The 19,601-nt window shown below is 31.4% G+C and carries 22 protein-coding genes; 9 read left to right on the top strand and 13 right to left on the bottom strand.

Features of this window, described 5'->3' with window-relative positions; all coding sequences use genetic code 11:
- Nucleotides 1-41 precede the first annotated feature (41 nt).
- From HNQ03_RS10775 to HNQ03_RS10765, 3 genes are read left to right on the top strand one after another with little or no spacing between them, the layout of a single operon-like run.
- Nucleotides 42-1,214 carry a thioredoxin family protein gene (locus HNQ03_RS10775; protein WP_173779688.1) on the top strand — a complete coding sequence of 391 codons (1,173 nt, stop codon included), beginning with the start codon at nucleotides 42-44 and terminating at the stop codon, nucleotides 1,212-1,214.
- Nucleotides 1,215-1,217: 3 nt separating this feature from the next.
- On the top strand, nucleotides 1,218-1,787 hold the full coding sequence (locus HNQ03_RS10770; protein ID WP_173779687.1) for a DUF3575 domain-containing protein: 570 nt from the start codon (nucleotides 1,218-1,220) through the stop codon (nucleotides 1,785-1,787).
- A complete protein-coding gene (locus HNQ03_RS10765) occupies nucleotides 1,788-1,997 on the top strand; it encodes a hypothetical protein (protein WP_173779686.1) in 210 nt (69 codons plus the stop codon).
- Between the two features lie 34 nt (nucleotides 1,998-2,031).
- Here the strand turns inward: HNQ03_RS10765 and HNQ03_RS10760 are convergent, their stop codons facing one another.
- The gene (locus tag HNQ03_RS10760; RefSeq protein WP_226927495.1) at nucleotides 2,032-3,195 is read right to left on the bottom strand and encodes an exo-beta-N-acetylmuramidase NamZ family protein; all 1,164 of its coding nucleotides are present in this window, start codon (nucleotides 3,193-3,195) and stop codon (nucleotides 2,032-2,034) included.
- A gap of 34 nt (nucleotides 3,196-3,229) precedes the next feature.
- Here HNQ03_RS10760 and HNQ03_RS10755 point away from each other — a divergent pair, with 34 nt between their 5' ends.
- The 3 genes from HNQ03_RS10755 to HNQ03_RS10745 all read left to right on the top strand — a co-directional run bounded on the left by HNQ03_RS10755 (nucleotide 3,230) and on the right by HNQ03_RS10745 (nucleotide 5,871).
- Nucleotides 3,230-4,459, top strand: a complete 1,230-nt coding sequence (locus tag HNQ03_RS10755) for an ABC transporter permease (protein ID WP_173779724.1) — start codon at nucleotides 3,230-3,232, stop codon at nucleotides 4,457-4,459.
- A gap of 164 nt (nucleotides 4,460-4,623) precedes the next feature.
- Entirely contained in the window at nucleotides 4,624-4,788 is a 165-nt protein-coding gene (locus HNQ03_RS10750; protein WP_173779684.1) for a phosphatidate cytidylyltransferase, read from the top strand.
- A 99-nt stretch (nucleotides 4,789-4,887) separates the two neighbouring features.
- Nucleotides 4,888-5,871, top strand: coding sequence for a PLP-dependent cysteine synthase family protein (locus HNQ03_RS10745; protein WP_173779683.1), 984 nt, complete (start codon nucleotides 4,888-4,890; stop codon nucleotides 5,869-5,871).
- Nucleotides 5,872-5,930: 59 nt separating this feature from the next.
- Here the strand turns inward: HNQ03_RS10745 and HNQ03_RS10740 are convergent, their stop codons facing one another.
- Together HNQ03_RS10740 and HNQ03_RS10735 are read right to left on the bottom strand one after the other, a co-directional pair.
- Complete coding sequence (locus tag HNQ03_RS10740; RefSeq protein ID WP_173779682.1) at nucleotides 5,931-6,230, bottom strand: chaperone modulator CbpM; 300 nt, start codon at nucleotides 6,228-6,230, stop codon at nucleotides 5,931-5,933.
- Between the two features lie 2 nt (nucleotides 6,231-6,232).
- Nucleotides 6,233-7,138 (bottom strand): DnaJ C-terminal domain-containing protein, encoded by a 906-nt coding sequence (locus HNQ03_RS10735; protein ID WP_173779681.1) that lies wholly within the window; start codon nucleotides 7,136-7,138, stop codon nucleotides 6,233-6,235.
- A gap of 132 nt (nucleotides 7,139-7,270) precedes the next feature.
- Here HNQ03_RS10735 and HNQ03_RS10730 point away from each other — a divergent pair, with 132 nt between their 5' ends.
- On the top strand, nucleotides 7,271-8,710 hold the full coding sequence (locus tag HNQ03_RS10730) for an FAD-dependent monooxygenase (protein WP_317170372.1): 1,440 nt from the start codon (nucleotides 7,271-7,273) through the stop codon (nucleotides 8,708-8,710).
- A 338-nt stretch (nucleotides 8,711-9,048) separates the two neighbouring features.
- On the opposite strand, the gene HNQ03_RS10725 is transcribed toward HNQ03_RS10730, so the two are convergent.
- The 10 genes from HNQ03_RS10725 to HNQ03_RS10680 all read right to left on the bottom strand — a co-directional run bounded on the left by HNQ03_RS10725 (nucleotide 9,049) and on the right by HNQ03_RS10680 (nucleotide 15,498).
- A complete protein-coding gene (locus tag HNQ03_RS10725) occupies nucleotides 9,049-9,285 on the bottom strand; it encodes a hypothetical protein (RefSeq protein ID WP_173779680.1) in 237 nt (78 codons plus the stop codon).
- Entirely contained in the window at nucleotides 9,282-9,518 is a 237-nt protein-coding gene (locus HNQ03_RS10720; protein ID WP_449528472.1) for an Imm32 family immunity protein, read from the bottom strand. Before HNQ03_RS10720 ends, HNQ03_RS10725 begins: the two co-directional genes overlap by 4 nt.
- Before the next feature lie 142 nt (nucleotides 9,519-9,660).
- Nucleotides 9,661-10,455, bottom strand: coding sequence for a thymidylate synthase (locus HNQ03_RS10715; RefSeq protein ID WP_173779679.1), 795 nt, complete (start codon nucleotides 10,453-10,455; stop codon nucleotides 9,661-9,663).
- Nucleotides 10,456-10,508: 53 nt separating this feature from the next.
- Entirely contained in the window at nucleotides 10,509-10,694 is a 186-nt protein-coding gene (locus tag HNQ03_RS10710) for a hypothetical protein (RefSeq protein ID WP_173779678.1), read from the bottom strand.
- A 120-nt stretch (nucleotides 10,695-10,814) separates the two neighbouring features.
- Complete coding sequence (locus HNQ03_RS10705) at nucleotides 10,815-11,117, bottom strand: hypothetical protein (protein WP_173779677.1); 303 nt, start codon at nucleotides 11,115-11,117, stop codon at nucleotides 10,815-10,817.
- Between the two features lie 105 nt (nucleotides 11,118-11,222).
- Nucleotides 11,223-11,663, bottom strand: a complete 441-nt coding sequence (locus HNQ03_RS10700) for a GreA/GreB family elongation factor (RefSeq protein WP_173779676.1) — start codon at nucleotides 11,661-11,663, stop codon at nucleotides 11,223-11,225.
- A gap of 74 nt (nucleotides 11,664-11,737) precedes the next feature.
- Nucleotides 11,738-13,012: an alpha-amylase family glycosyl hydrolase gene (locus tag HNQ03_RS10695; protein WP_173779675.1), complete on the bottom strand. Its 1,275-nt coding sequence runs from the start codon at nucleotides 13,010-13,012 to the stop codon at nucleotides 11,738-11,740.
- Between the two features lie 75 nt (nucleotides 13,013-13,087).
- Nucleotides 13,088-13,642 carry an IS1096 element passenger TnpR family protein gene (locus HNQ03_RS10690; RefSeq protein ID WP_173779674.1) on the bottom strand — a complete coding sequence of 185 codons (555 nt, stop codon included), beginning with the start codon at nucleotides 13,640-13,642 and terminating at the stop codon, nucleotides 13,088-13,090.
- Nucleotides 13,643-13,749: 107 nt separating this feature from the next.
- Nucleotides 13,750-14,793, bottom strand: coding sequence for a sensor histidine kinase (locus HNQ03_RS10685; protein ID WP_173779673.1), 1,044 nt, complete (start codon nucleotides 14,791-14,793; stop codon nucleotides 13,750-13,752).
- A gap of 24 nt (nucleotides 14,794-14,817) precedes the next feature.
- Nucleotides 14,818-15,498, bottom strand: a complete 681-nt coding sequence (locus HNQ03_RS10680; protein WP_173779672.1) for a response regulator transcription factor — start codon at nucleotides 15,496-15,498, stop codon at nucleotides 14,818-14,820.
- Nucleotides 15,499-15,686: 188 nt separating this feature from the next.
- Between HNQ03_RS10680 and HNQ03_RS10675 the strand changes: the two genes are divergently transcribed.
- Complete coding sequence (locus HNQ03_RS10675) at nucleotides 15,687-18,251, top strand: TonB-dependent receptor plug domain-containing protein (RefSeq protein ID WP_173779671.1); 2,565 nt, start codon at nucleotides 15,687-15,689, stop codon at nucleotides 18,249-18,251.
- A 58-nt stretch (nucleotides 18,252-18,309) separates the two neighbouring features.
- A complete protein-coding gene (locus HNQ03_RS10670) occupies nucleotides 18,310-19,530 on the top strand; it encodes a hypothetical protein (protein WP_173779670.1) in 1,221 nt (406 codons plus the stop codon).
- The last annotated feature ends 71 nt before the right edge of the window (nucleotides 19,531-19,601 follow it).

Below are 19,601 nucleotides of genomic sequence, written 5' to 3'. Positions count from 1 at the left end.
TAATTTAATATAATTAACTTTACCCATCTTAAAAATTTTTAATGAAAAATATATTTTTAGCACTATCACTTCTCTTTTCAATATCTTTTTTCGCACAAGAAGGTTTAAAATTTGAAAATTCAAGCTTTACAGAATTATTAGCTAAAGCTAAAAAAGAAAAAAAACTAATTTTTGTGGATGCAATGGCATCTTGGTGTGGACCGTGTAAAATGATGGATAGAGATATATTTCCACTTAAATCTGTAGGAGATTTCTATAATGCAAATTTCATCAATGCAAAATTGGATATGGAAAAAGGCGAAGGTCTTGAATTTGCCAGAAAATACGCGGTGCGATCTTACCCTTCCTATTTTTTTATAGACGGAGATGGCCAAGTGATTACAAAAAATATGGGCTATCAATCTGAAAGTAATTTTTTGCAAATTGGGCAAGAAGCTCAAGCAAATATTGGTATTGGTGAAACTTTAAAAGCTAAATTTGAAAAAGGTGAAAAAAACCTAGAATTTCTTGCAAAAATGATTCAAACGTATGCAAATACTGATTATGAATTAGCCAAGAGAGCATCGGAAAGGTATTTTAAAAACAAAATAAATAAAGAATATACCAAAGATGAAGTAGGTTTTCTTTTATACTTCATTAAGGATGAAAAGGACGTTAATTATAAAAATTTTGTGAGCGATAAGTCAGAGATTTTGAAGATTGTCCCAGAAAAAGATTACACAGATTTTGGAAATCAAATTTTGATGAGTAAAATAACGTCTGAAGCCATAGACGAAAAATCTAAATTAATAAAAGACGATCAATTTCTTGCTCAAGCCACACCAATTATTGGAAGAGAAGCGGCGTTGGAAACTTTAAATCAATTAAAGTTAAATTATTACGAGCTTTCTGATAATTTTCCTTTGTATGAAAAAGCTGCATTGAAACAATATGAAAATCCTGATGGTTTTCCACCAACAGAAGTATTAAAAGCAGCATGGATTTTCTCTGAGAAAGCAACAGATCCACAATCTATAAAAATGGCAACAATGTGGACAGAAAAAATTTTAATGCAATCTGAAACCTCTGAAAGCACGTATATTCTAGCAAATTTATATTTAAAAGCTGGTAAAAAGCAAGAAGCGAAAATATATGCGAAACATTCTATTCAGTTGGCAAAATCTAGCCAAAAAGATTCTTCACTTGCAGAGAAACTACTGCAAAGCATACAGTAATGTATGAAAAAAACATTACTGTTAATACTCACTTTTTCGAGTTTGTTTTGTTTTTCACAAAAAGAAAATTCTATTTTTGTAAAAGGTAATTTATTACTGGCTCCTATTGGAGTTATCAATGTTGGTTTGGAATATCAACTTTCTTCAAAATATACGCTGCAAGGAGATTTCCTTATTTCACCTTGGAAATCTATTTCTGGCAATCATGCGCAAATTTATTTTGGTAATGTAGAAGGCAGATATTATTTTAAAGAAGCTTTCCAACATTGGTATGTCGGTTTAAATGCAGGTTCAGGTCTATTTGATGTTACAAAATATAATTATTTTGATACGAGTAGATATCAAAAAGGAATCGCCCTAACATTTGGAGCTACGGTTGGTTATCAATTCCAGTGGCGAGAAAATTGGAATATAGATATATTTTTGGGTGGCGGCACAGTTCAATCATTTTACCGCGGATACGAAGAGACACCTACGACTTTGACAAGGTATGATGCGGCTGAAAAACTGAATAAAAGCGGCGAGTTTTTGCCTTATAAAGGTGGAATAATGATAAGTTATAAATTAAGATAAATGATCAGCATAAAAAGTAAAAAATATTGGATTTTCGCAGCTATTACTTTTGTGATAGTTTTTTTGATGAATTACATTGGTAATGAAAATGAAGACAAATTATCTAGCGCTTTGATGAATGCCACCGCAGGAATTGTAGGCTTAACCATTGGTGTTTGGTTTCTGTACAAGAATAAAGATGATGATTTTCCACCAGAGAAATTTGATTAAAAGATTTTAATAATTTGCGATCTGCAAGCGCAATTTAATCTTCATACATCACATATTTTTCTCTAATTTTTTCAAACTGTTGCAAACCTTGTTCCCAAGATTCCTTGATTTCTGTAGCAGATTTTCCCGCGATAATTTGCTTTCTCAATTGATCTGTTCCTGCCAATTTATCTATCCAAAGATTTGATAAGAAAAAGCTTTTCGCAGGATTTTTGTAGTTTTTGTATGCATTAATTAAATAGGTTAAATTTATTTCTTTTAAATTTTCCTTGCTTGTGCTCAGATCTTCACCAAAACAAATTTGCCCATTCATTGGCGGATCTTTCGCCCCGAAATTAGGTTTTGGAATGAACGTATAGGGTAGATTTTTTGTGAAAGGCGAACCATAAATCTGAAATGGTAAATCTGTTCCACGTCCTACAGAAACTTCTGTTCCTTCAAAAAAACATAAACTAGGATAGAGATTTATAGCTTTATCATTTGGTAAATTTGGAGATGGTCTTTCCAAAGTTTCGTAGCGTTGGTTTTTATGATAATTTTGCATTGGTATTACAGAATATTTTGCCTTGATACCATTTTTTAACCATTTTTCGCCGTTCACCATATTGCCATATTCTCCAATCGTCAATCCATAAACAATTGGAACTGGATGCAAACCTACAAAAGTGGTATATTTCTTTTCTAAAATTGGTCCATCTATATATCCATCGTGCGGATTTGGGCGGTCTAATACAAGCACTTCTACTCCATTTTCTGCTGCAGCTTCCATCACATAACTTAATGTAGAAATATAGGTATAGAATCTCACACCAACATCTTGAATATCAAAAAGCACAATATCTATACCTTTCATTTGCAGCGCTGTAGGTTTTTTATTAGCACCGTACAAAGAAAAAATAGAAATTCCCGTCTTTTTATCAACGCCATTTTTTACATGCTCTCCTGCATCTGCATCACCACGAAAACCATGCTCTGGAGCAAAAATTCTGGTGATTTCAATATTGTTTTTCACCAAAAAATCTACCAAATGTGTTTTATCTTTTAACAAGCCAGTTTGATTGGTCACAATTCCTATTTTCTTTCCTTTTAAGAGCGGTAGATACAATTCTGGACGATCTGCTCCTGTTTTAAAACAATTTTTATCTAAATTTTGGGCAAAAGCGGTCGGAAGTCCTAAAAAAATTAGGCAGAACAGCATTAAATATTTAATTTTGACAGATAAATTCTTCATCTTGAAATTTCCTTTATATTTTTCTAATAAAATAGCACGTTCCAAAGATAATAAAAATAATCTCTCACGGGTTATTATCTTTATTGGTAGGCTTTCTGTAGCTTTGGGCATCATTGTTTCCTTAATTACGTTTTCCGTTGGTTTGGGTTCCAAAAAAGCCATCAAAGAGAGAATGGCAGACTTTAGTGGGCACATTTCTGTAAAATCTACCAGATCCAATGCCTCTTACAATTCTTCAGTATTGGATGTAAAAGGTCTGGATTTACAAAAAATAAAAGCGCTTCCAGAAGTAAGTACAATACAAAATTATACAGCTGCAATTGGTATCTTCCGGACTGAGAATAATTTTGCAGGCATCGTATACAAAGGTATTGACAAAGATTTTGATCACGAAAGATTTGAAAAATTTTTATTGGAAGGTACAACTCCAAAAGTGACGGGAAAAGGTTATAATAATACAGTTACTATCTCTCAAAAGATAGCTAAAGAGTTGAATCTGAAAGTGAAAGATTCTATCGTTTCCATATTTTCTAGAGAAAATCAACAACCAATTTACCGAAAATTTGAGGTTGTAGGTATTTATAAAACCGACATCAAGATGATTGATGATAATTATGTACTTGGAGACATCAACCAAGCTCGTAAGATTTTGGACATGAAGGACAATGAAATTGGCGGCGTAGATATTTTCCTTAATAACATTAATGATATTGACGAAGTCTTTCCAAAAATTGAACAACTTTCTGGCATCAAAAATTTTGCAGAAAAAGCCACTGAAAAATATCCGCAAATCGTAGATTGGATTCAACTTTTTGATAATAATATTGGAATTATTATTTTATTAATGGTCATCGTTGTGATTATCAATATTATTATGGTTCTGTTTTTTATGATTATTGAACGCACAAATTCTATTGGAATTTTAAAAACTCTTGGTGCAACGAACCGACAAATACGAACAATTTTTATTAATTACACGCTATTGATAATGATTCCCGGCATCTTTATTGGCAATGCAATTGGTCTTGGTTTGTTGGGTCTTCAGAAAATTTTTGGTATCATTACCTTAAATCCAGAGCAATATTATGTAAGCGTTGTTCCCGTAGACTTAAATATTTTTATGATTTTGGGAATTACAATAGGAATTCTAATTATTGCCGCGGTCGCAATGATTTTACCAAGCCATTACATCAGTAAAATTTCTCCTGTAAAATCCTTAAAATATAAATAAAGGGAAAAAATATTAGGAGTAAAAACCTACTATTTTTTAATTCTATTCAAAATTCTTATAAAATTTACACCATATTTATTCAGAAATAATTTTTTAATTTACATTTGAAAAAGCGTTTGAATTTCGTTAACTCAAATCAACAAAAATTAATTAAAAAATTTATTATGAAAAAATATACTTTTATTACATTGTCCATTTTTCTATTATTGACATTAACTAGTTGTGATGCTATTGGAACTATATTTGAAGCAGGAATGTGGTGGGCATTTATACTAATGGCGTTAGTTGTTGGTTTAATTATTTTTATAGTATCTAAATTCAAAAAATAAAACATTGAGGAGAATATTATTCTACATAGTAAACCAATCAATTTTTTGTAAATTTGCAATCCTGAATAGTTTCGGGATTATTTTTTTAAAAATTATTTCATGAAGTACGCAGAAAATATATTAGAAACAATTGGAAACACGCCACTTGTAAAATTAAACAAGGTTTTGGGAGAAGACTTTCCAGCCTTAGTTTTGGCAAAAGTAGAAACTTTTAATCCTGGTAATTCTGTAAAAGATAGAATGGCAGTGAAAATGGTGGAAGATGCGGAAAAAAGCGGTATTTTAAAACCTGGAGGTGTCATCATAGAAGGAACTTCTGGAAATACAGGAATGGGACTTGCTCTTGCAGGAATTGTGAAGGGCTACAAATGTATTTTCGTTACAAATGCGAAACAATCTAAAGAAAAATGCGATATTTTGCGAGCAGTTGGTGCAGAAGTAATTGTTTGTCCTACAGATGTTAAACCTACAGATCCACGTTCTTACTATTCTGTTTCCAAAAGATTGGCGGCAGAAACAGAAAATGGTTGGTATGTGAACCAATATGATAATATCTCCAACAGAACTGCACATTACGAGCAAACTGCGCCAGAAATTTGGGAACAAACGGAAGGAAAATTAACGCATTTTGTAGCAGGAGCAGGAACTGGCGGTACCATTACTGGTGTTGGAACGTTTTTGAAAGAAAAAAATCCTAACATCAAAAATATAGCAATAGACACTTACGGTTCTATTTTAAAAGAATATCATGAAACAGGAATTTTGAATCCTGAAAATGCCTATAGTTATATCACAGAAGGAATTGGGGAAGATATCATTCCAGAAAATTACGACATGACTGTTATCGATCATTTTGAAAAAGTGACTGATAAAGACGGTGCAATCTGGGCAAGAAAATTGGCAAAAGAAGAAGGTATTTTCTGTGGATATTCTGCAGGTAGCGCTATTAGTGCTTTGAAGCAAATGCAAGACACGTTTACAAAAGATGATATTATCGTCGTATTATTACACGATCACGGATCCAGATATGTAGCAAAAATCTATAATGATGATTGGATGAAAGAGCAAGGTTGGCTAGATTAATATAAGAAACTATTTAAAAAAAAATCCTCAAAATTTGAGGATTTTTTTATGACTAATTTTTAGAAATCTTCAAAATATTCTGGTAAATTGGCTCTATTTTGAAGGCTAATGTTTTCAGATTGCAAAAGTTTTATTTGTTGCAGCAATTGATGGATCACTTCTAAACCTGGAAGATTTATTTCCAAATCATAATGGAAATTTGCAAATTTTTCAAAATTATTTATTTCTTCAAATAGCAAATATTTTGTATTATTTTCTTCTATCGTTTGCAAAAGGCCGCACTCTTCTAGACGATCAAAAAAAGTAATTTCTACCTTATAAATTTTTATGAGTTCTTCTCTTGAAATTTTATTTTCCATGATTAAGAATTTTTAAGTTGTTGAAAAAGTTCTTTCTCTTTTTCTGTTAAATTAGTAGGCAATTTCACTTGAAAAGTGATGTATAGATCACCAAATTCATTGTCTTTTTTGTATTTTGGAAAACCTTTATTTTTCAATCTTACTGCAGTTCCATTTTGGGTTTCCGGTTTTATTTTCAACTTCAAATCGCCATCAAAAGTATTAATAATAACTTCTCCACCTAATATTGCAGAATACAAATCTATCTCTTGTTCCATTTTTAAATCATTCCCAACTCTGGTAAATTTCGCATCTGCAAGAATATGGAATGTTATTAATAAGTCTCCATTTGGACCTCCGTTTACTCCAGGATTCCCATAGTTTTTCAAACGTATTTTCTGTCCATTTTCAACTCCAGCAGGAATGGTAATCCTCACTTTTTTCCCATTGATATCAAAGGTTTGTTGGTGTGTTTTTGAAGCTTCTTCTAAACTTAAATTGAGTTCTGCAGAAACATCTTGTCCTTTGTATTTTCCAGAAGCACTACCTCTATAATTTCCACCAGAACCAGAAGTTTGTCCACCACTACCGCCAAACATGCTGCTGAAAAAATCTGAAAAATCTTCTCCTTGTCCAAAATCATGCTGTTGATTTTGTTGATTGTATTTTCTCTGTTGTTCTTGAGCTTTGGAATATTCTTCACCATGCTTCCAATTTTCCCCGTATTGATCGTATTTTTTCCGATTTTCTACATTTGAGAGCACTTCGTTGGCTTCGTTTATTTCTTTAAATTTTCTTTCTGCTTCTTTGTTATCGGGATTAAGATCGGGATGATATTTTCGTGCTAATTTCCTGTACGCTTTTTTTATCTCGTCTGCTTTGGCAGATTTAGCAATTTCTAAAATTTTATAATAATCTATAAACGCCATCTCAGTTTTTGTTTTATCCAAATTTACGGAAATTTAGGAAGATTTTCAATTTTAATAGAAGAATATATTAACAAAATTGTTATCTTCCGTTCCATAATTAATTTTAAAACGAAAGTAGAAACAATTAAAAAAGTGAAAAACGAAAGTCAAAATTTCTGGAAATATTGTGAAGACTGCGATGGCATTGGAAAAAACAGACTTCGTATTAGGAAGAAAATAAAATTGCGCTATGAAAAGCAATTGAAATTTTACCAAGATTCTGATCAACAAGGCGCAAAACCAGTTCCTCCAGAAAACCCACTTTTAAAATGTGAAATTTGCGATGGAACCGGAATTCTACGCGCCGACCAAAATCTACCTCCAAATTTTGAAACTCTACCCAAAATAGCAATTATTGGCGGAGGAATTGGTGGAATTGCTTTGGCAGCAGCATGTTTGCATCGCGGTATACCATTTATTTTATATGAAAAAGATATAAGTTTCGATTCAAGAAAGCAAGGATATGGTTTAACATTACAGCAAGCCAGCAAAGCAATAAATGCTCTTGGAATTTCAAAATTATCTAAGGGATTAATTTCTACCAGACATGTTGTTCACAATGAAGAGGGTAAAATTCTTGGTGAATGGGGAATGCGAAAATGGTTGGGAGAAAATACAAACTACATTTCTCGGCGAAAAAACATTCACATTGGCAGACAAAATTTGAGATTAGAATTATTAAATCAACTAGATGCAAATAATACTGTAAAATGGGGACATCAATTGTTAAATTTAAAAAATTGTGAAGACGGAAGTATAGAAATAGAATTTAATAACGAAGGAAAATCTGTTTTTACCAAGCCAGATTTAATAGTTGGAGCAGATGGAATTCGTAGTACCGTTCGTAGTTTAACGATAGATGAAAGTGAATTTCCGTTGAGATATTTGGATTGTATCGTAATATTAGGAATTTGCTCTTTAGATAAGATAAAAAATGTAGATAATATATTATTAGATTCTGAAACCGTATTTCAAACTGCAAATGGAATAGAAAGAATGTATATGATGCCTTATTCTCAAGACGAAATTATGTGGCAATTCAGTTATCAAATTTCTGAAAAAGATGCGAAAATTCTAAGCGAAAAAGGTTCTAAAGTATTGAAAAAAGATGTTTTTGAAAGAGTGAAAAATTGGCACGCACCAATTCCTGAAATTATTTCTGCAACTTCGGAAGATCTTATTTCCGGATATCCAGTTTATGATCGGGAATTATTAAACATAGAAATTTTGCAAAAAAATAAAACAATCACTTTCTTGGGCGATGCTGCTCATCCAATGAGTCCGTTTAAAGGTCAGGGTGCAAACCAGGCGCTGCTTGATGCTTTGAATTTGGCAAAGTTGATACTTAAAAATTGTAAAAACTCGGATTGGCGAAAAAATGGAATAAGAACTTCCGTTTTAAATCAGTTTGAAGAAGAAATGCTAAAAAGATCGGCAACTAAAGTGGAAGATTCTAGAAATGCTGCCGAATTTCTTCATACTGAAAAAGTATTGATACAAGGCAACCAGCCAAGAGGAAATATTTTAAAATAAAATTTAAATTTCTGAAAATTTAATTAAAAATAACCTTTCCAATGTTGGCAAAGCTTGAAAATAAATAATCTTAAAGTAAAAACTACTTGTTTCTTATTGAAACCTTTTTCGGACGTCAAACATTTTTCCATCTTCTGAATTTGATAAATCTAAAGCATTTAGAGCCTCATTTTTAATTCTAAAAAATAGATTTTTCAAAGCTGTAGCTAAAGTTTTTAAAGTTGCAAGATTTTTAGCAGCACCTTTTACGGAAAAATATTACGCCGGATAATCTTTTGAATCCAAGAGCAATGAGGAGTTTTTTCGTTTAAATAAATATTTTTAATCGTATCTAAAATCTATCGTTTAGAATTGGATTCCCTGTTAACAAAAGTTTCGAAAAGATCATTCACAAAAGATTCGTAATCTCCGCTTTTTAGTTGTTCTTTGCTTTTGTTGACGGCTTTTTTTAGATCACTTTCAGAATTGTCTTCATCTAATATTTCTACTGATTTAATACCTTTTATTTGGTATAAAACTTCCATTAATTTACCGAAATCGGTATTTTCTTCGAGGTTTATTTTTAGTGATTTCATTTTTTATTATTTTTTGGATTATAATCTTCATAAAAATTACCAGTTCCTTTTGCATCAAGTCTTCCTAAAATCACTTCTACAGAACTTTTTGATATTTCTAAGTTTGGAATTAAATGAAGATGTTCTCTTGCACCAATTGGTAAAATATTATCTTCAATACTCTCCTGATTCAATTTTGATAATTTTAACAAAAGTTTAGAGAAAGATTTTAACCCTTTTGAATCTCCGTGTATTAATACTTGATTCTGTGTAATTTTTTTTCCTTAATATTTTATTTTTCTATTATGAACGGTGATGTCTAGATGACCATCAATCTTTAATTTACTTGGTTTTTTTATTTTATTCTTCATTAATATATATAATTTAATGAATTTTCTAAATTGCAACTGGCGCTTTAATTCCAGGATAAGGTTCGTAATTTTCTAAAGTAAAATCTGAAAAATCAAAATCGAAAATATCTTTTATTTCTGGATTCAATTTCATGGTTGGTAAGGATTTTGGCGTTCGAGATAGTTGTTTGTTGACTTGCTCAAAATGATTGTTATAAATATGAACATCGCCAAAAGAATGTACATAATCTCCAACTTCTAAATCGCAAACTTGCGCAACCATCATTAATAAAAGCGCATAACTAGCAATATTAAACGGAACGCCGAGAAACACGTCTGCACTTCTTTGATACAATTGCAAAGACAATTTTCCATCTGCAACGTAAAACTGAAATAAAGCGTGACAAGGTGCTAAAGCCATGTTTGGAATTTCTGCAACATTCCAAGCAGAAACGATGAGTCTACGAGAATCTGGATTTTTTTTAATTTGATCTATTACTTCAGAAATTTGATCCACCATTTTTCCATTTGCTCCTTCCCAACTTCGCCATTGCGCACCGTAAACTGGTCCTAAATCTCCATTTTCATCTGCCCATTCGTTCCAGATTTTCACTTCATTATCTTGCAAATATTTTACGTTTGTATCACCTTTTAAAAACCAAAGCAGTTCATAAATAATAGATTTTAAATGCACTTTTTTGGTAGTAACCATCGGGAAACCTTCGGAAAGATCATAGCGCAGTTGATAGCCAAAAACGCTGCGAGTTCCGGTTCCGGTTCTATCGGTTTTATCGGTTCCGTTTTGTTTTATATGTTTTAAAAGATCTAAATAATTTTGCATTAAAATTGTAATTAATGATTTGAAAAATGATATTGTTTGTAAAAATAATAAATTTAATAGGATATTACTTTGCCATTTTGAAAAATAGTGAAATCTCTAAATTGCACAAGTAATTTTTCGCTATTTCCCGTAATTGATTTTAATTTTCCAAATCTACCTTGCTGATTAAAAGAATCATTCCAATAATCAAATTCTATTGGTCCAAAAGTTTTTAATTTACCAGTTTTACCACTATTCAAAGGTTCATTTAGATAATATTCTAAGAAAATATTCCCAATACTTTTTATTTTTCCATTGACATTGCTGTCGGTTCCAAACTTTTCCCAATAATCTATTGGAATGTTTCCAATGGTTTTTACTTAACCAAATTTATCTCTTTCGTAATTTAAACTGTTCCAATAATCAACATCAATGTTGCCAATTCTCTTTACTTTACCAAATCTTGCATCTGCTTCATTAGCAGTAAGCCAATAATCTATCTGTTGATTGTCGATACTTTGCAATTGTCCAAATTTTTCTTTTTGATAATGCGGATCATTAAAATAATCTAAATTCCCATTTAATATAGGGGTAGAAATAGAAGAAATCTGACCGTTTCCACTTAATACAAATAAATAATCTTCTGTATGTATTTCAATATAATCAATCGAATTTCCTTTCACGTTTGCAACTAGCTTAGTAATTTTTTGTGCTGTTGCATTTGAAAAAATATGTAGAAAAAAAAGGAAGAAAAAGATTTTTTTTATCGCGTCAAGTTTACTTTCATTTTACCAAATTTTTAAAATTTTCTGCTTCACATTATTTAAAACATATATTTCGCCAGATTTAAAGCCAATCATCGCTTTTGCCAAGGGACTTTCCTCTGAAATTAGATAGATTTTTTTGCCATTAAATAGTATATCACCCAAAGAAATAGCAATGTAAAAGAAACCATTTTCTGTTTCTACCAAAGAACCCAATTTTACTTTCGTTTGTAAATCAGTAGACACATTTTTTAAAACAGTTTTAGCACGCAAATTTTCATTCAATTGAACTTGAAGATTATTTATTTCTTGTTGCACCATTTCACGCGTAGTTTCGTACTTATCTCCCATCGAAGATTTAGTTTCGTTGTTGGAAGCACGCGTTTCTGCAATTAGATTTTCTAAAGTTTTAATTTTTAAATCTAATTTTTCGTGTACAATATTTAAAATTTCAGATTTTTTCATTGGTTAAATTAATAGATGTCGGCAAAAGCCCTTGAAGAATTATATTTTAAAATATGGTAAATAAGCAATTCCTATTAAATTGATTGCTCTTTTTCAAAAACTAAATATCCACCAATTTTCAAATTGAAATCCTTCTCTTTGTCAGAATCTATTTTACTTTTGCTAAATATCTCTGTGAATTTTCCAGAAACCATTTCATCATTAATTCTAAAATCCACCTCTTCTTTAGAAAAATTCAACAAAACCAAAACTTCATCGTTTCCATTTTTTCGCAAGTAGGCTAGAATTTTATCATCTGCAGAAGTACTCACAAAGTAAGTTTTAGTTTCTTGATCTCCGCCCTTTAATGCGGTATTTTTTGATTTTAAATTGAATAAAATTGTATAAAAATTTTCTAATTTAAAGGAAGCTTTCCATTCTATAGCATTTTTTTCAAAAAACTCTAAACGCTTATTATTTGGCAATTCTTGTCCAGAATACAACAATGGAATCCCATTCCAAGTTGCAGAAAAAACCGCTAATGGAAGCGCTATTTCCCCATATTTTTCATATTCTGTACCGTTCCAAGAATTTTCGTCGTGATTGCTCGTGAACCAAGCTCGCATAGATTGGTCTCCAATTGCGGAATATTGTATTAGCAAATGTCTCAAATCTTGCAGCGCCAAATTCTGTTTGCAGTAATCTTCGGTTTTGTGCATCCATTTCCAAGAGTAACTGGCATCAAAAACATTTCCGTATTCCGGATTTTCCAATTCATCATACTCACCAATGAAAAAAAGCGGCTTAATTTCTTCCAATTTTGGTCTAGCTTCTTGCCAGAAATCAACTTTTACCCAAGTTGCCAAATCACAGCGAAAACCATCTATATTGAATTCTTTCACCCAGAATTTCATCGCTTTAATCATGGAATTTCGCAATGCTGAATTGTTAAAATCCAATTCAATAATATCGTCCATTCCAGAAGCGATTTGAAAATCTTTTGTTTTAGGATCTATTTTATAATATTCTGGGTGCGTTTTTGTCCAGATATGATCCCAACCGGTGTGATTTGCAACCCAGTCTATGATTATTTTTAAATCTAATTGATGAATTTCATTTACTAAATTTTTAAAATCCTCTAAAGTCCCAAATTCTGGATTAATGCTTTTGTAATCTTTGCAAGCGTATGGACTTCCTAAGGTTCCTTTTTTATTTTTTTCGGCAATTGGGGTGATCGGCATTAACCAAATGGTTTCTATACCCATTTTTTTCAACCTCGGAAGATGTGCTTGAAAAGCCTTGAAAGTACCTTCAATAGTATATTGACGAATATTAACTTCGTAGATATTTGTGGTATGTTTCCAGTTCATTACTATTTTATGTTAGATTTAAAATCAATGACAAAGTACAAAAAAACCCTGAAAAAATCAGGGTTTGAAATTATTTTATATTTCCTCTTCTGGAAAATCATCTGCGAAGTCTTCTTCATCATCAAAATCGTCTTCTTCATCATCGTAGCCATCTGTAAATTCATCCATTCCAAAATCGTCGTCTATCGCGATTATCGAAGGTTTCTTTTTTCCAGCAGCTGGTTTTCCTGGAGCTTTCATGGGTACACTACCAAATCGATAAATGGTGATTGGATAGTTTATTCCATTTTTATCGTCTTTTATTTCTATCAATTCGCAGAAAAACTCCCATAAATCTATAAAACCGTATTGAAATTGAGCTTTATCTCCTACATTTTCAAAGGCTTCGCTAATGTAGATGTCGCTCATTATTTCGCCATCTCCTTCATCGCTCATATCTTCTAGAGGCACAGATTTTACAATCGTACCATCTGGTTCTAAAAGATTAAAAGTTGAAAGTTCTTCTCCACTTAAGCTGAAAGCGCTTTTTATTCCGTTGTGTAGATTCCAAAGTGTTTGTTTTCCTTTAATTTCCACATCTCGGAAAACATCTTCTTTTGAGTCTAAAATTATTCTGATTTTGAAAACCATTTAAAATTGAATTTTTAAAAATTTGATTATTGTTTGCTTTTGCAAATATAGAATAATTGAAAAATTGAAAAAAAATTTTATCACTTTTTTTTCAAAATTTAGAAAGTTTATGAATAATTAACGGATTTATCTAGCATAAAGCTGAATTTCGCTCCTTCTAAATAGACACTTTCCACAGAAATGTTTTGGTTGTGTGCTTCCAAAATATGTTTTACGATGGCAAGTCCTAAACCAGAACCACCTTCTCTTCTGCTTCTACTAGATTCTACTCTGTAAAATCTTTCGAATATTCTCGGCAAAATTTCCTGTTTTATTCCCATTCCATTATCTTTCACTTCTACAAAGACTTTGTTGCGAAGAATACTTGTTGTAATGGTAATTTGGGCCTTTTCTCTATTGCTGTAGTATATTGCATTGGAGATTAAATTAATAAGAACCTGTGCTATTTTCTGCTTATCTGCCTCTACAAATGTTTGCGTTTGCGTGGTCTGCAATTTCACAATTGTATTTCTCTGTTCGGCTTCAAATTCTAGCATTTCTTTTATTTCCTTGATAAGCAGATTGATATCAAAATTAGAAATATTCAGATTAATTTCTCCAGCTTCATATTGGTTAATCATGTCTAAATCTTTCACAATATTTAATAATCTTTCTACAGATTTATCAATTCTGTCCAAATATTTATCTCTGATACTTAAATCTTCTACTCCACCTTCTATCAATGTTTCTACATAACCTTGAATAGAAAATAATGGCGTTTTTAATTCATGAGATACATTGCCAACATATTCTTTTCGGTAGGTCTCCATTTCTCGCATTGTATCCATTTCGGATGCTCTTTTTTCACTTAATTCGGAAACTTTTTCATTAAAAGATTTGAAAGTTAAAGTTTCATTGTCATTTTCATAAAGTTCAAAAGGAAGAATGGTAGAAATTTCGTTGATTTGTTTATTGCCGTAATAATTTAACAAAAAATTGAGAACGATATAATTAATGACAAATAAAATGCTGATAGAAAAAGTGACTGTCAACCAATAATCTTGATCAGAAAATATAATTGAATTCGAAACCCATCTAAAAGTAAACACAACCAACATCATCACCAATGTTAGGAAAAATGCAGCGGCGAAAGTTAATTTTTTAGATTTCAATAATAAAAAATTTAAGGATGAGAATTATTGAGAAATTAATTTGTAGCCAATTCCTTTTAGCGTTTGAATGGATTGTATTCCCAATTTTTCGCGTAATCTTCGGATGTGAACATCTATGGTTCGCTCTCCAACTACAACATCATTTCCCCAAACTTTTTCTAAAATCTCCTCTCTTTTGAAAACTTTTTCTGTGTTTGAAGCTAGTAAAAATAGCAAATCAAATTCTTTTTTGGGCAAAAGAAAACTTTTTCCATTTTGCAAAACTTTGAAGTTATCCTTATCTATTGTTAAATTACCAATTACTATTTTTTTAGCATCATCATACACTTGCGCCGTTAATTGGAAGAGTGCATTTACTTTGGAAATTAAAATTTTTGGTTTGATGAGTTTTACGACATAATCATTCGCGCCTGCATCAAAACCAGCTAATTGAGAAAATTCTTCGCTTCTTGCAGATAAAAACACGATTAAGGTTTTTTGCAATTTTTTTATTTGTCTTAATTCTTGGCAAGTTTCTATGCCATCTTTCTCTGGCATCATGACATCTAAAAGTATTAAATCTGGTTCTATTTCTATTGCCATATTAATTCCTTGCGTACCATTGATAGCAGTATACACATCATATCCTTCTTTTTTCAAATTATAAGAAAGAATCTCCAAGATATCTTGTTCATCATCTATCAGCAAAATTTTCTTGTTTCCCATGTTTTAGTTTCAACTATCAAAATTACAAAAAAATGATGGTCTTTTTACAAATTTAAGATTATTAACCTTAATGTAACATTGGTACGGATTTGTTCAAACAACGTTCATACATTGTTAAACTTGTATCAATCTATTTTAATCTTGAAGTCTATTTCTTTGCACTTATAAATATTCAGATATAATAAGCAATGAAACTAAGGAAATTAAGTATAGGCGTTTTATTTTTATTTGGTGCTACAACGGTAGTATTTGCACAGAATACGCAAAAAGATACCATAAGAAAAGAACAGAATGTAGAAGGTGTTTTGATACAAGGCAGCAGAAATAAATCTACAGAAACTGCTATTCTGCTAGATCAAAAGAAAGCCATCATTCAAAAACAATCTATTGGATCTGAAGAAATATCTCGTAAAGGGATTTCAAATTTAGAACAAGGACTTACGAAAATTACAGGTATAAATACTGTAGAATCTAGAGGTTTATTTGTGAGAGGTTTGGAAGAAAGATACAACAATCTACTTTTAAATGGTTTGGCAACCCCATCCAACAATCCTTTCCAAAAAATTATAGCGCTCAATCAATTTCCTACAGATATTGTGAGCAAACTAGATATTTACAAAACATATCAACCAGATTTGTTTGGAGATTTTGCTGGTGCAACTTTTGATATCCAAACTTTGGTACCAGAAAAAGACATCACAAAAATAGAATTTTCTGTAGGAGTAAATACGCTAAGCAGTTTTCGAAATAATTTTAAAATTAACGAAAACGCTTACACCATGGAAGGTTACGTTGGTTTAAATAGTGAAGACAGACAACTGCCTGCTGAAATCAAAGGTTTCCGACCAAGTTCTACTACAATACCATTCTCATCTTTCCAAGATACTTGGAATGTAAATAGCGTAAAATCTTTGCCAAATACAGCGATAGGTTTAACGGTTGCAAGGACTTTCCGTGCAGAGAATAATGATAAATTTGGTTTTCTTTTTAATTTAAACCAAAGCAGCGAGTACCAATACAGAGAAGGAAATGACAACCTTTTTGATAATGGTGGGCAGTATAAAAATAAATTGAGAAAAACAGAATACAATTATAATTTGCAATCTAATGCGCTTCTTGGTCTAAATTTTAAAAATAAAAGCACCAAAGTAGATATTATTGGTTCTTTTCTACAAAATTCTGAAAATCAAATTCAAGATAATTTAGGTTTTAAGGATAATTTGCAAGATAATATTCAGTTTTTTCGCACCAATCAGCAAGATATTTCTCGCTTGACAGATATACAAGTATTGGTAAGCCAAAAAATTGGTGAAAGACAATTATTAAAAGCAGGTGGAAGTTGGGTGAACAATTATTTTTCACAACCAGATAGAAAAACAATCTACGGAGTTCCAAATGGCGACAACACGATACTTTTCAGCTATGGTGGAAACAATTTCATCCGTCAATACCTAGATTTAAAAGGTGATAATTATTTCTCTGGAAATGCGGAATACCAACTTTCTTTGGGCAAAAAGAATGAAGATGATAATTACTATCCTATTACTGTAAAAGCTGGCTACAATGGTTTTGCAGACAAAAGAGACATGTCTTATAGATTTGTTTTCTCTAGAACGCAAAATTCTTCGCCATATACTTTAAATATAGATCAACCAGATGCACTTTTGCAACAACAAAACAATGCTGGTTTATTCACATTTCAAGAAAGTGACCAACCAAATTATAAGAACTTTTTATATCAATTTGTAAATGCAGGATACACAAGCATCAACTACAAACCAGATAATTCTTGGGATGTACTTGCAGGTTTGCGTGCAGAGAATGATATGTCGATTATCAGGTACAAATCTATTTCTGATGATATTAATGGCAGCTTTAGAAATATTGAAAAAAACAGAACCTATTTCCTTCCATCTTTAGCGGTGAAAAAATCTCTTAATTCTAAATTGAATTTAAGATTTGCAGGAAGTAAAACTATTACCAGACCTATATTAATCGAAACTTTGCCGATAGAATATATCAGTCCAGATAACAACAATATTGTAGGAAATCCAAATATAGACAATAGCCAAAACTACAATGTAGATTTGAAGATTGAATACTTTCCGAAAAATAATGAACTTATCGCTTTAAATATATTTGGTAAAAAAATAGATAAAGCAATAGAAAGAAGTTACATCGCATCTGGAAATTCTACTGGAACGGTAATTACATTTTTTAATGCTAAATCGGCAACCTTATTTGGTGCAGAAGCAGAAGTAAATGTTGGCTTAGATAGAATTTCAGAAAGTTTAAGCAATTTTTCTTTAGGCGCCAATGCAACTGTATTATATTCTGATGTAGAACGCTCTATTGATCAGATAAACGAGACAAACTTTAACGACAAAAGAACACTACAAGGTGCAGCTCCTTGGATTGTGAATGCAGATTTGAAGTATGAATTTAAAAATGCAAGCAGATTGAAAAGTACAGCATCTTTAGTTTATAATGTTTCTGGTAAAAAAATATACGGTGTAGGTTTTGGGAATTTGGACAATGTGATAGAATTACCTTTCCATCAATTAGATCTTGTTCTACAAACAGAAATTTCTAAAAATGTAACTGCAAAATTGGGAATATTAAATATTCTAGATTCTACTTACAGATTAGAATTAGGTGAAAATAGTAAGGTGGATATCCTATCAAATACTTTGCTAATGGAAGATTATAAACGTGGAACTTCTTTCAATTTTAGTGTAGCATACACTTTTTAATATAAAACATAAATATCTATATAAATTACAATTTAATTAAATCAAAAAAATTATTAAAATGAAAACAAGAACTTTAAAATTACTTTCATTATCGGCAATTTTCGCCTTTGCTTTACAATCTTGTAGCATAGAAATACGTGAAGATTCGGATTCTCCAACTTCTCAATCTGGAACTACTATTGTAGGAAATGAATTAAGCGGCAGTGGCACTCTATCTGGTACAATCACCAAAGATTTATTGATAAAAGAAGGAAACTACAATTTGGTAGGTCTTGTGAAAATTGCAGACGGAGTAAAATTAACTATAGAGCCAGGTGCAACTTTTACAGCAAGCACTACTACTACAAGTGGTTTAATATTTCTAAAAGGATCTAAAGCAGCATTAGACGGTACAGCTTCAAAACCAATTGTATTTACTACTGCAGACAAAATTCCTGGAGGTTGGTGTGGTATTACAGTATACGGAGATGCACCAATTCTTGCAAATGGTGGCGGAACTACTGCAACATCTGAAGATGGATTGAACCAAATATACGGTGGATCTGATATCGGCTCTAACTCTGGTATTTTTCGCTACATAAGAGTAGAATATGGTGGTAAAAAAATTGGAGATGGAAGTTCAGAATTTAATGGATTAACATTTTATGCCGTAGGAGCAGGAACTATCTTAGAAAATATCGTATCTTACAAAGGAACAGATGATGGTGTAGAATTTTTTGGAGGAACTGTAAGTGCAAAAAACTTCATTTCTTACGGAAATTTTGATGATTCTTTTGACTGGCAAGATGGTTGGTACGGACAAGATAATAGCAATTGGTTCGCATATCAAACAGGAACAGGTAATTTTGGAATGGAAATTGAATCCTCTAATAATGCTTCTGCTAATGCACCAAAAGTTGTTGGAATTACTTTGATTAGAGCAGCCGGTACAAATCCAGAAGTTGCAGGTTCTACAGAAATTTCTGCAATACAATTTAAAAAACATGGTAGTGGAAAATTTAGCAATGTATATATAGAAGGTTACAAAAATACAGGTGGCAAAAGTGCTTATCCAATTGTAATTCAAGACTCTCCAACAGATGTGTCTCAGGTTTTAGGAGGGAAAGTAACAGTTTCACCAATCAGAACGGTAAATTCTGATAACGATTTAGCTTGGTATTATGTAGGATTTACATCTACAGCACCAAAAACAATTTCTCAAACTGCTACAGTTACCAAAGTTTCTATCCCAGGTGGAAATTGGTCTACAGTTAATGGTTTAGATTTAACAACATTATAATTAATTTTAATTTTTCAATAATTTTTTATTTATAATGAAAAATCCTTCGAATTTATTTTCGAAGGATTTTT

Origin of the sequence: Frigoriflavimonas asaccharolytica, from assembly GCF_013294015.1 — a bacterium.
GTDB lineage: Bacteria > Bacteroidota > Bacteroidia > Flavobacteriales > Weeksellaceae > Frigoriflavimonas > Frigoriflavimonas asaccharolytica.
This window is presented reverse-complemented; position numbering and strand designations above follow the sequence as displayed.

Coding starts and splice junctions, on each gene's coding strand:
- HNQ03_RS10690 (WP_173779674.1), bottom strand. CDS start 13,642: ATGGTTTTCAAAATCAGAATAATTTTAGACTCAAAAGAAGATGTTTTC.
- HNQ03_RS10770 (WP_173779687.1), top strand. CDS start 1,218: ATGAAAAAAACATTACTGTTAATACTCACTTTTTCGAGTTTGTTTTGT.
- HNQ03_RS10735 (WP_173779681.1), bottom strand. CDS start 7,138: ATGGCGTTTATAGATTATTATAAAATTTTAGAAATTGCTAAATCTGCC.
- HNQ03_RS10670 (WP_173779670.1), top strand. CDS start 18,310: ATGAAAACAAGAACTTTAAAATTACTTTCATTATCGGCAATTTTCGCC.
- HNQ03_RS10695 (WP_173779675.1), bottom strand. CDS start 13,012: ATGAACTGGAAACATACCACAAATATCTACGAAGTTAATATTCGTCAA.
- HNQ03_RS10745 (WP_173779683.1), top strand. CDS start 4,888: ATGAAGTACGCAGAAAATATATTAGAAACAATTGGAAACACGCCACTT.
- HNQ03_RS10775 (WP_173779688.1), top strand. CDS start 42: ATGAAAAATATATTTTTAGCACTATCACTTCTCTTTTCAATATCTTTT.
- HNQ03_RS10760 (WP_226927495.1), bottom strand. CDS start 3,195: ATGCTGTTCTGCCTAATTTTTTTAGGACTTCCGACCGCTTTTGCCCAA.
- HNQ03_RS10715 (WP_173779679.1), bottom strand. CDS start 10,455: ATGCAAAATTATTTAGATCTTTTAAAACATATAAAACAAAACGGAACC.
- HNQ03_RS10725 (WP_173779680.1), bottom strand. CDS start 9,285: ATGAAATCACTAAAAATAAACCTCGAAGAAAATACCGATTTCGGTAAA.
- HNQ03_RS10700 (WP_173779676.1), bottom strand. CDS start 11,663: ATGAAAAAATCTGAAATTTTAAATATTGTACACGAAAAATTAGATTTA.
- HNQ03_RS10675 (WP_173779671.1), top strand. CDS start 15,687: ATGAAACTAAGGAAATTAAGTATAGGCGTTTTATTTTTATTTGGTGCT.
- HNQ03_RS10680 (WP_173779672.1), bottom strand. CDS start 15,498: ATGGGAAACAAGAAAATTTTGCTGATAGATGATGAACAAGATATCTTG.
- HNQ03_RS10750 (WP_173779684.1), top strand. CDS start 4,624: ATGAAAAAATATACTTTTATTACATTGTCCATTTTTCTATTATTGACA.
- HNQ03_RS10765 (WP_173779686.1), top strand. CDS start 1,788: ATGATCAGCATAAAAAGTAAAAAATATTGGATTTTCGCAGCTATTACT.
- HNQ03_RS10740 (WP_173779682.1), bottom strand. CDS start 6,230: ATGGAAAATAAAATTTCAAGAGAAGAACTCATAAAAATTTATAAGGTA.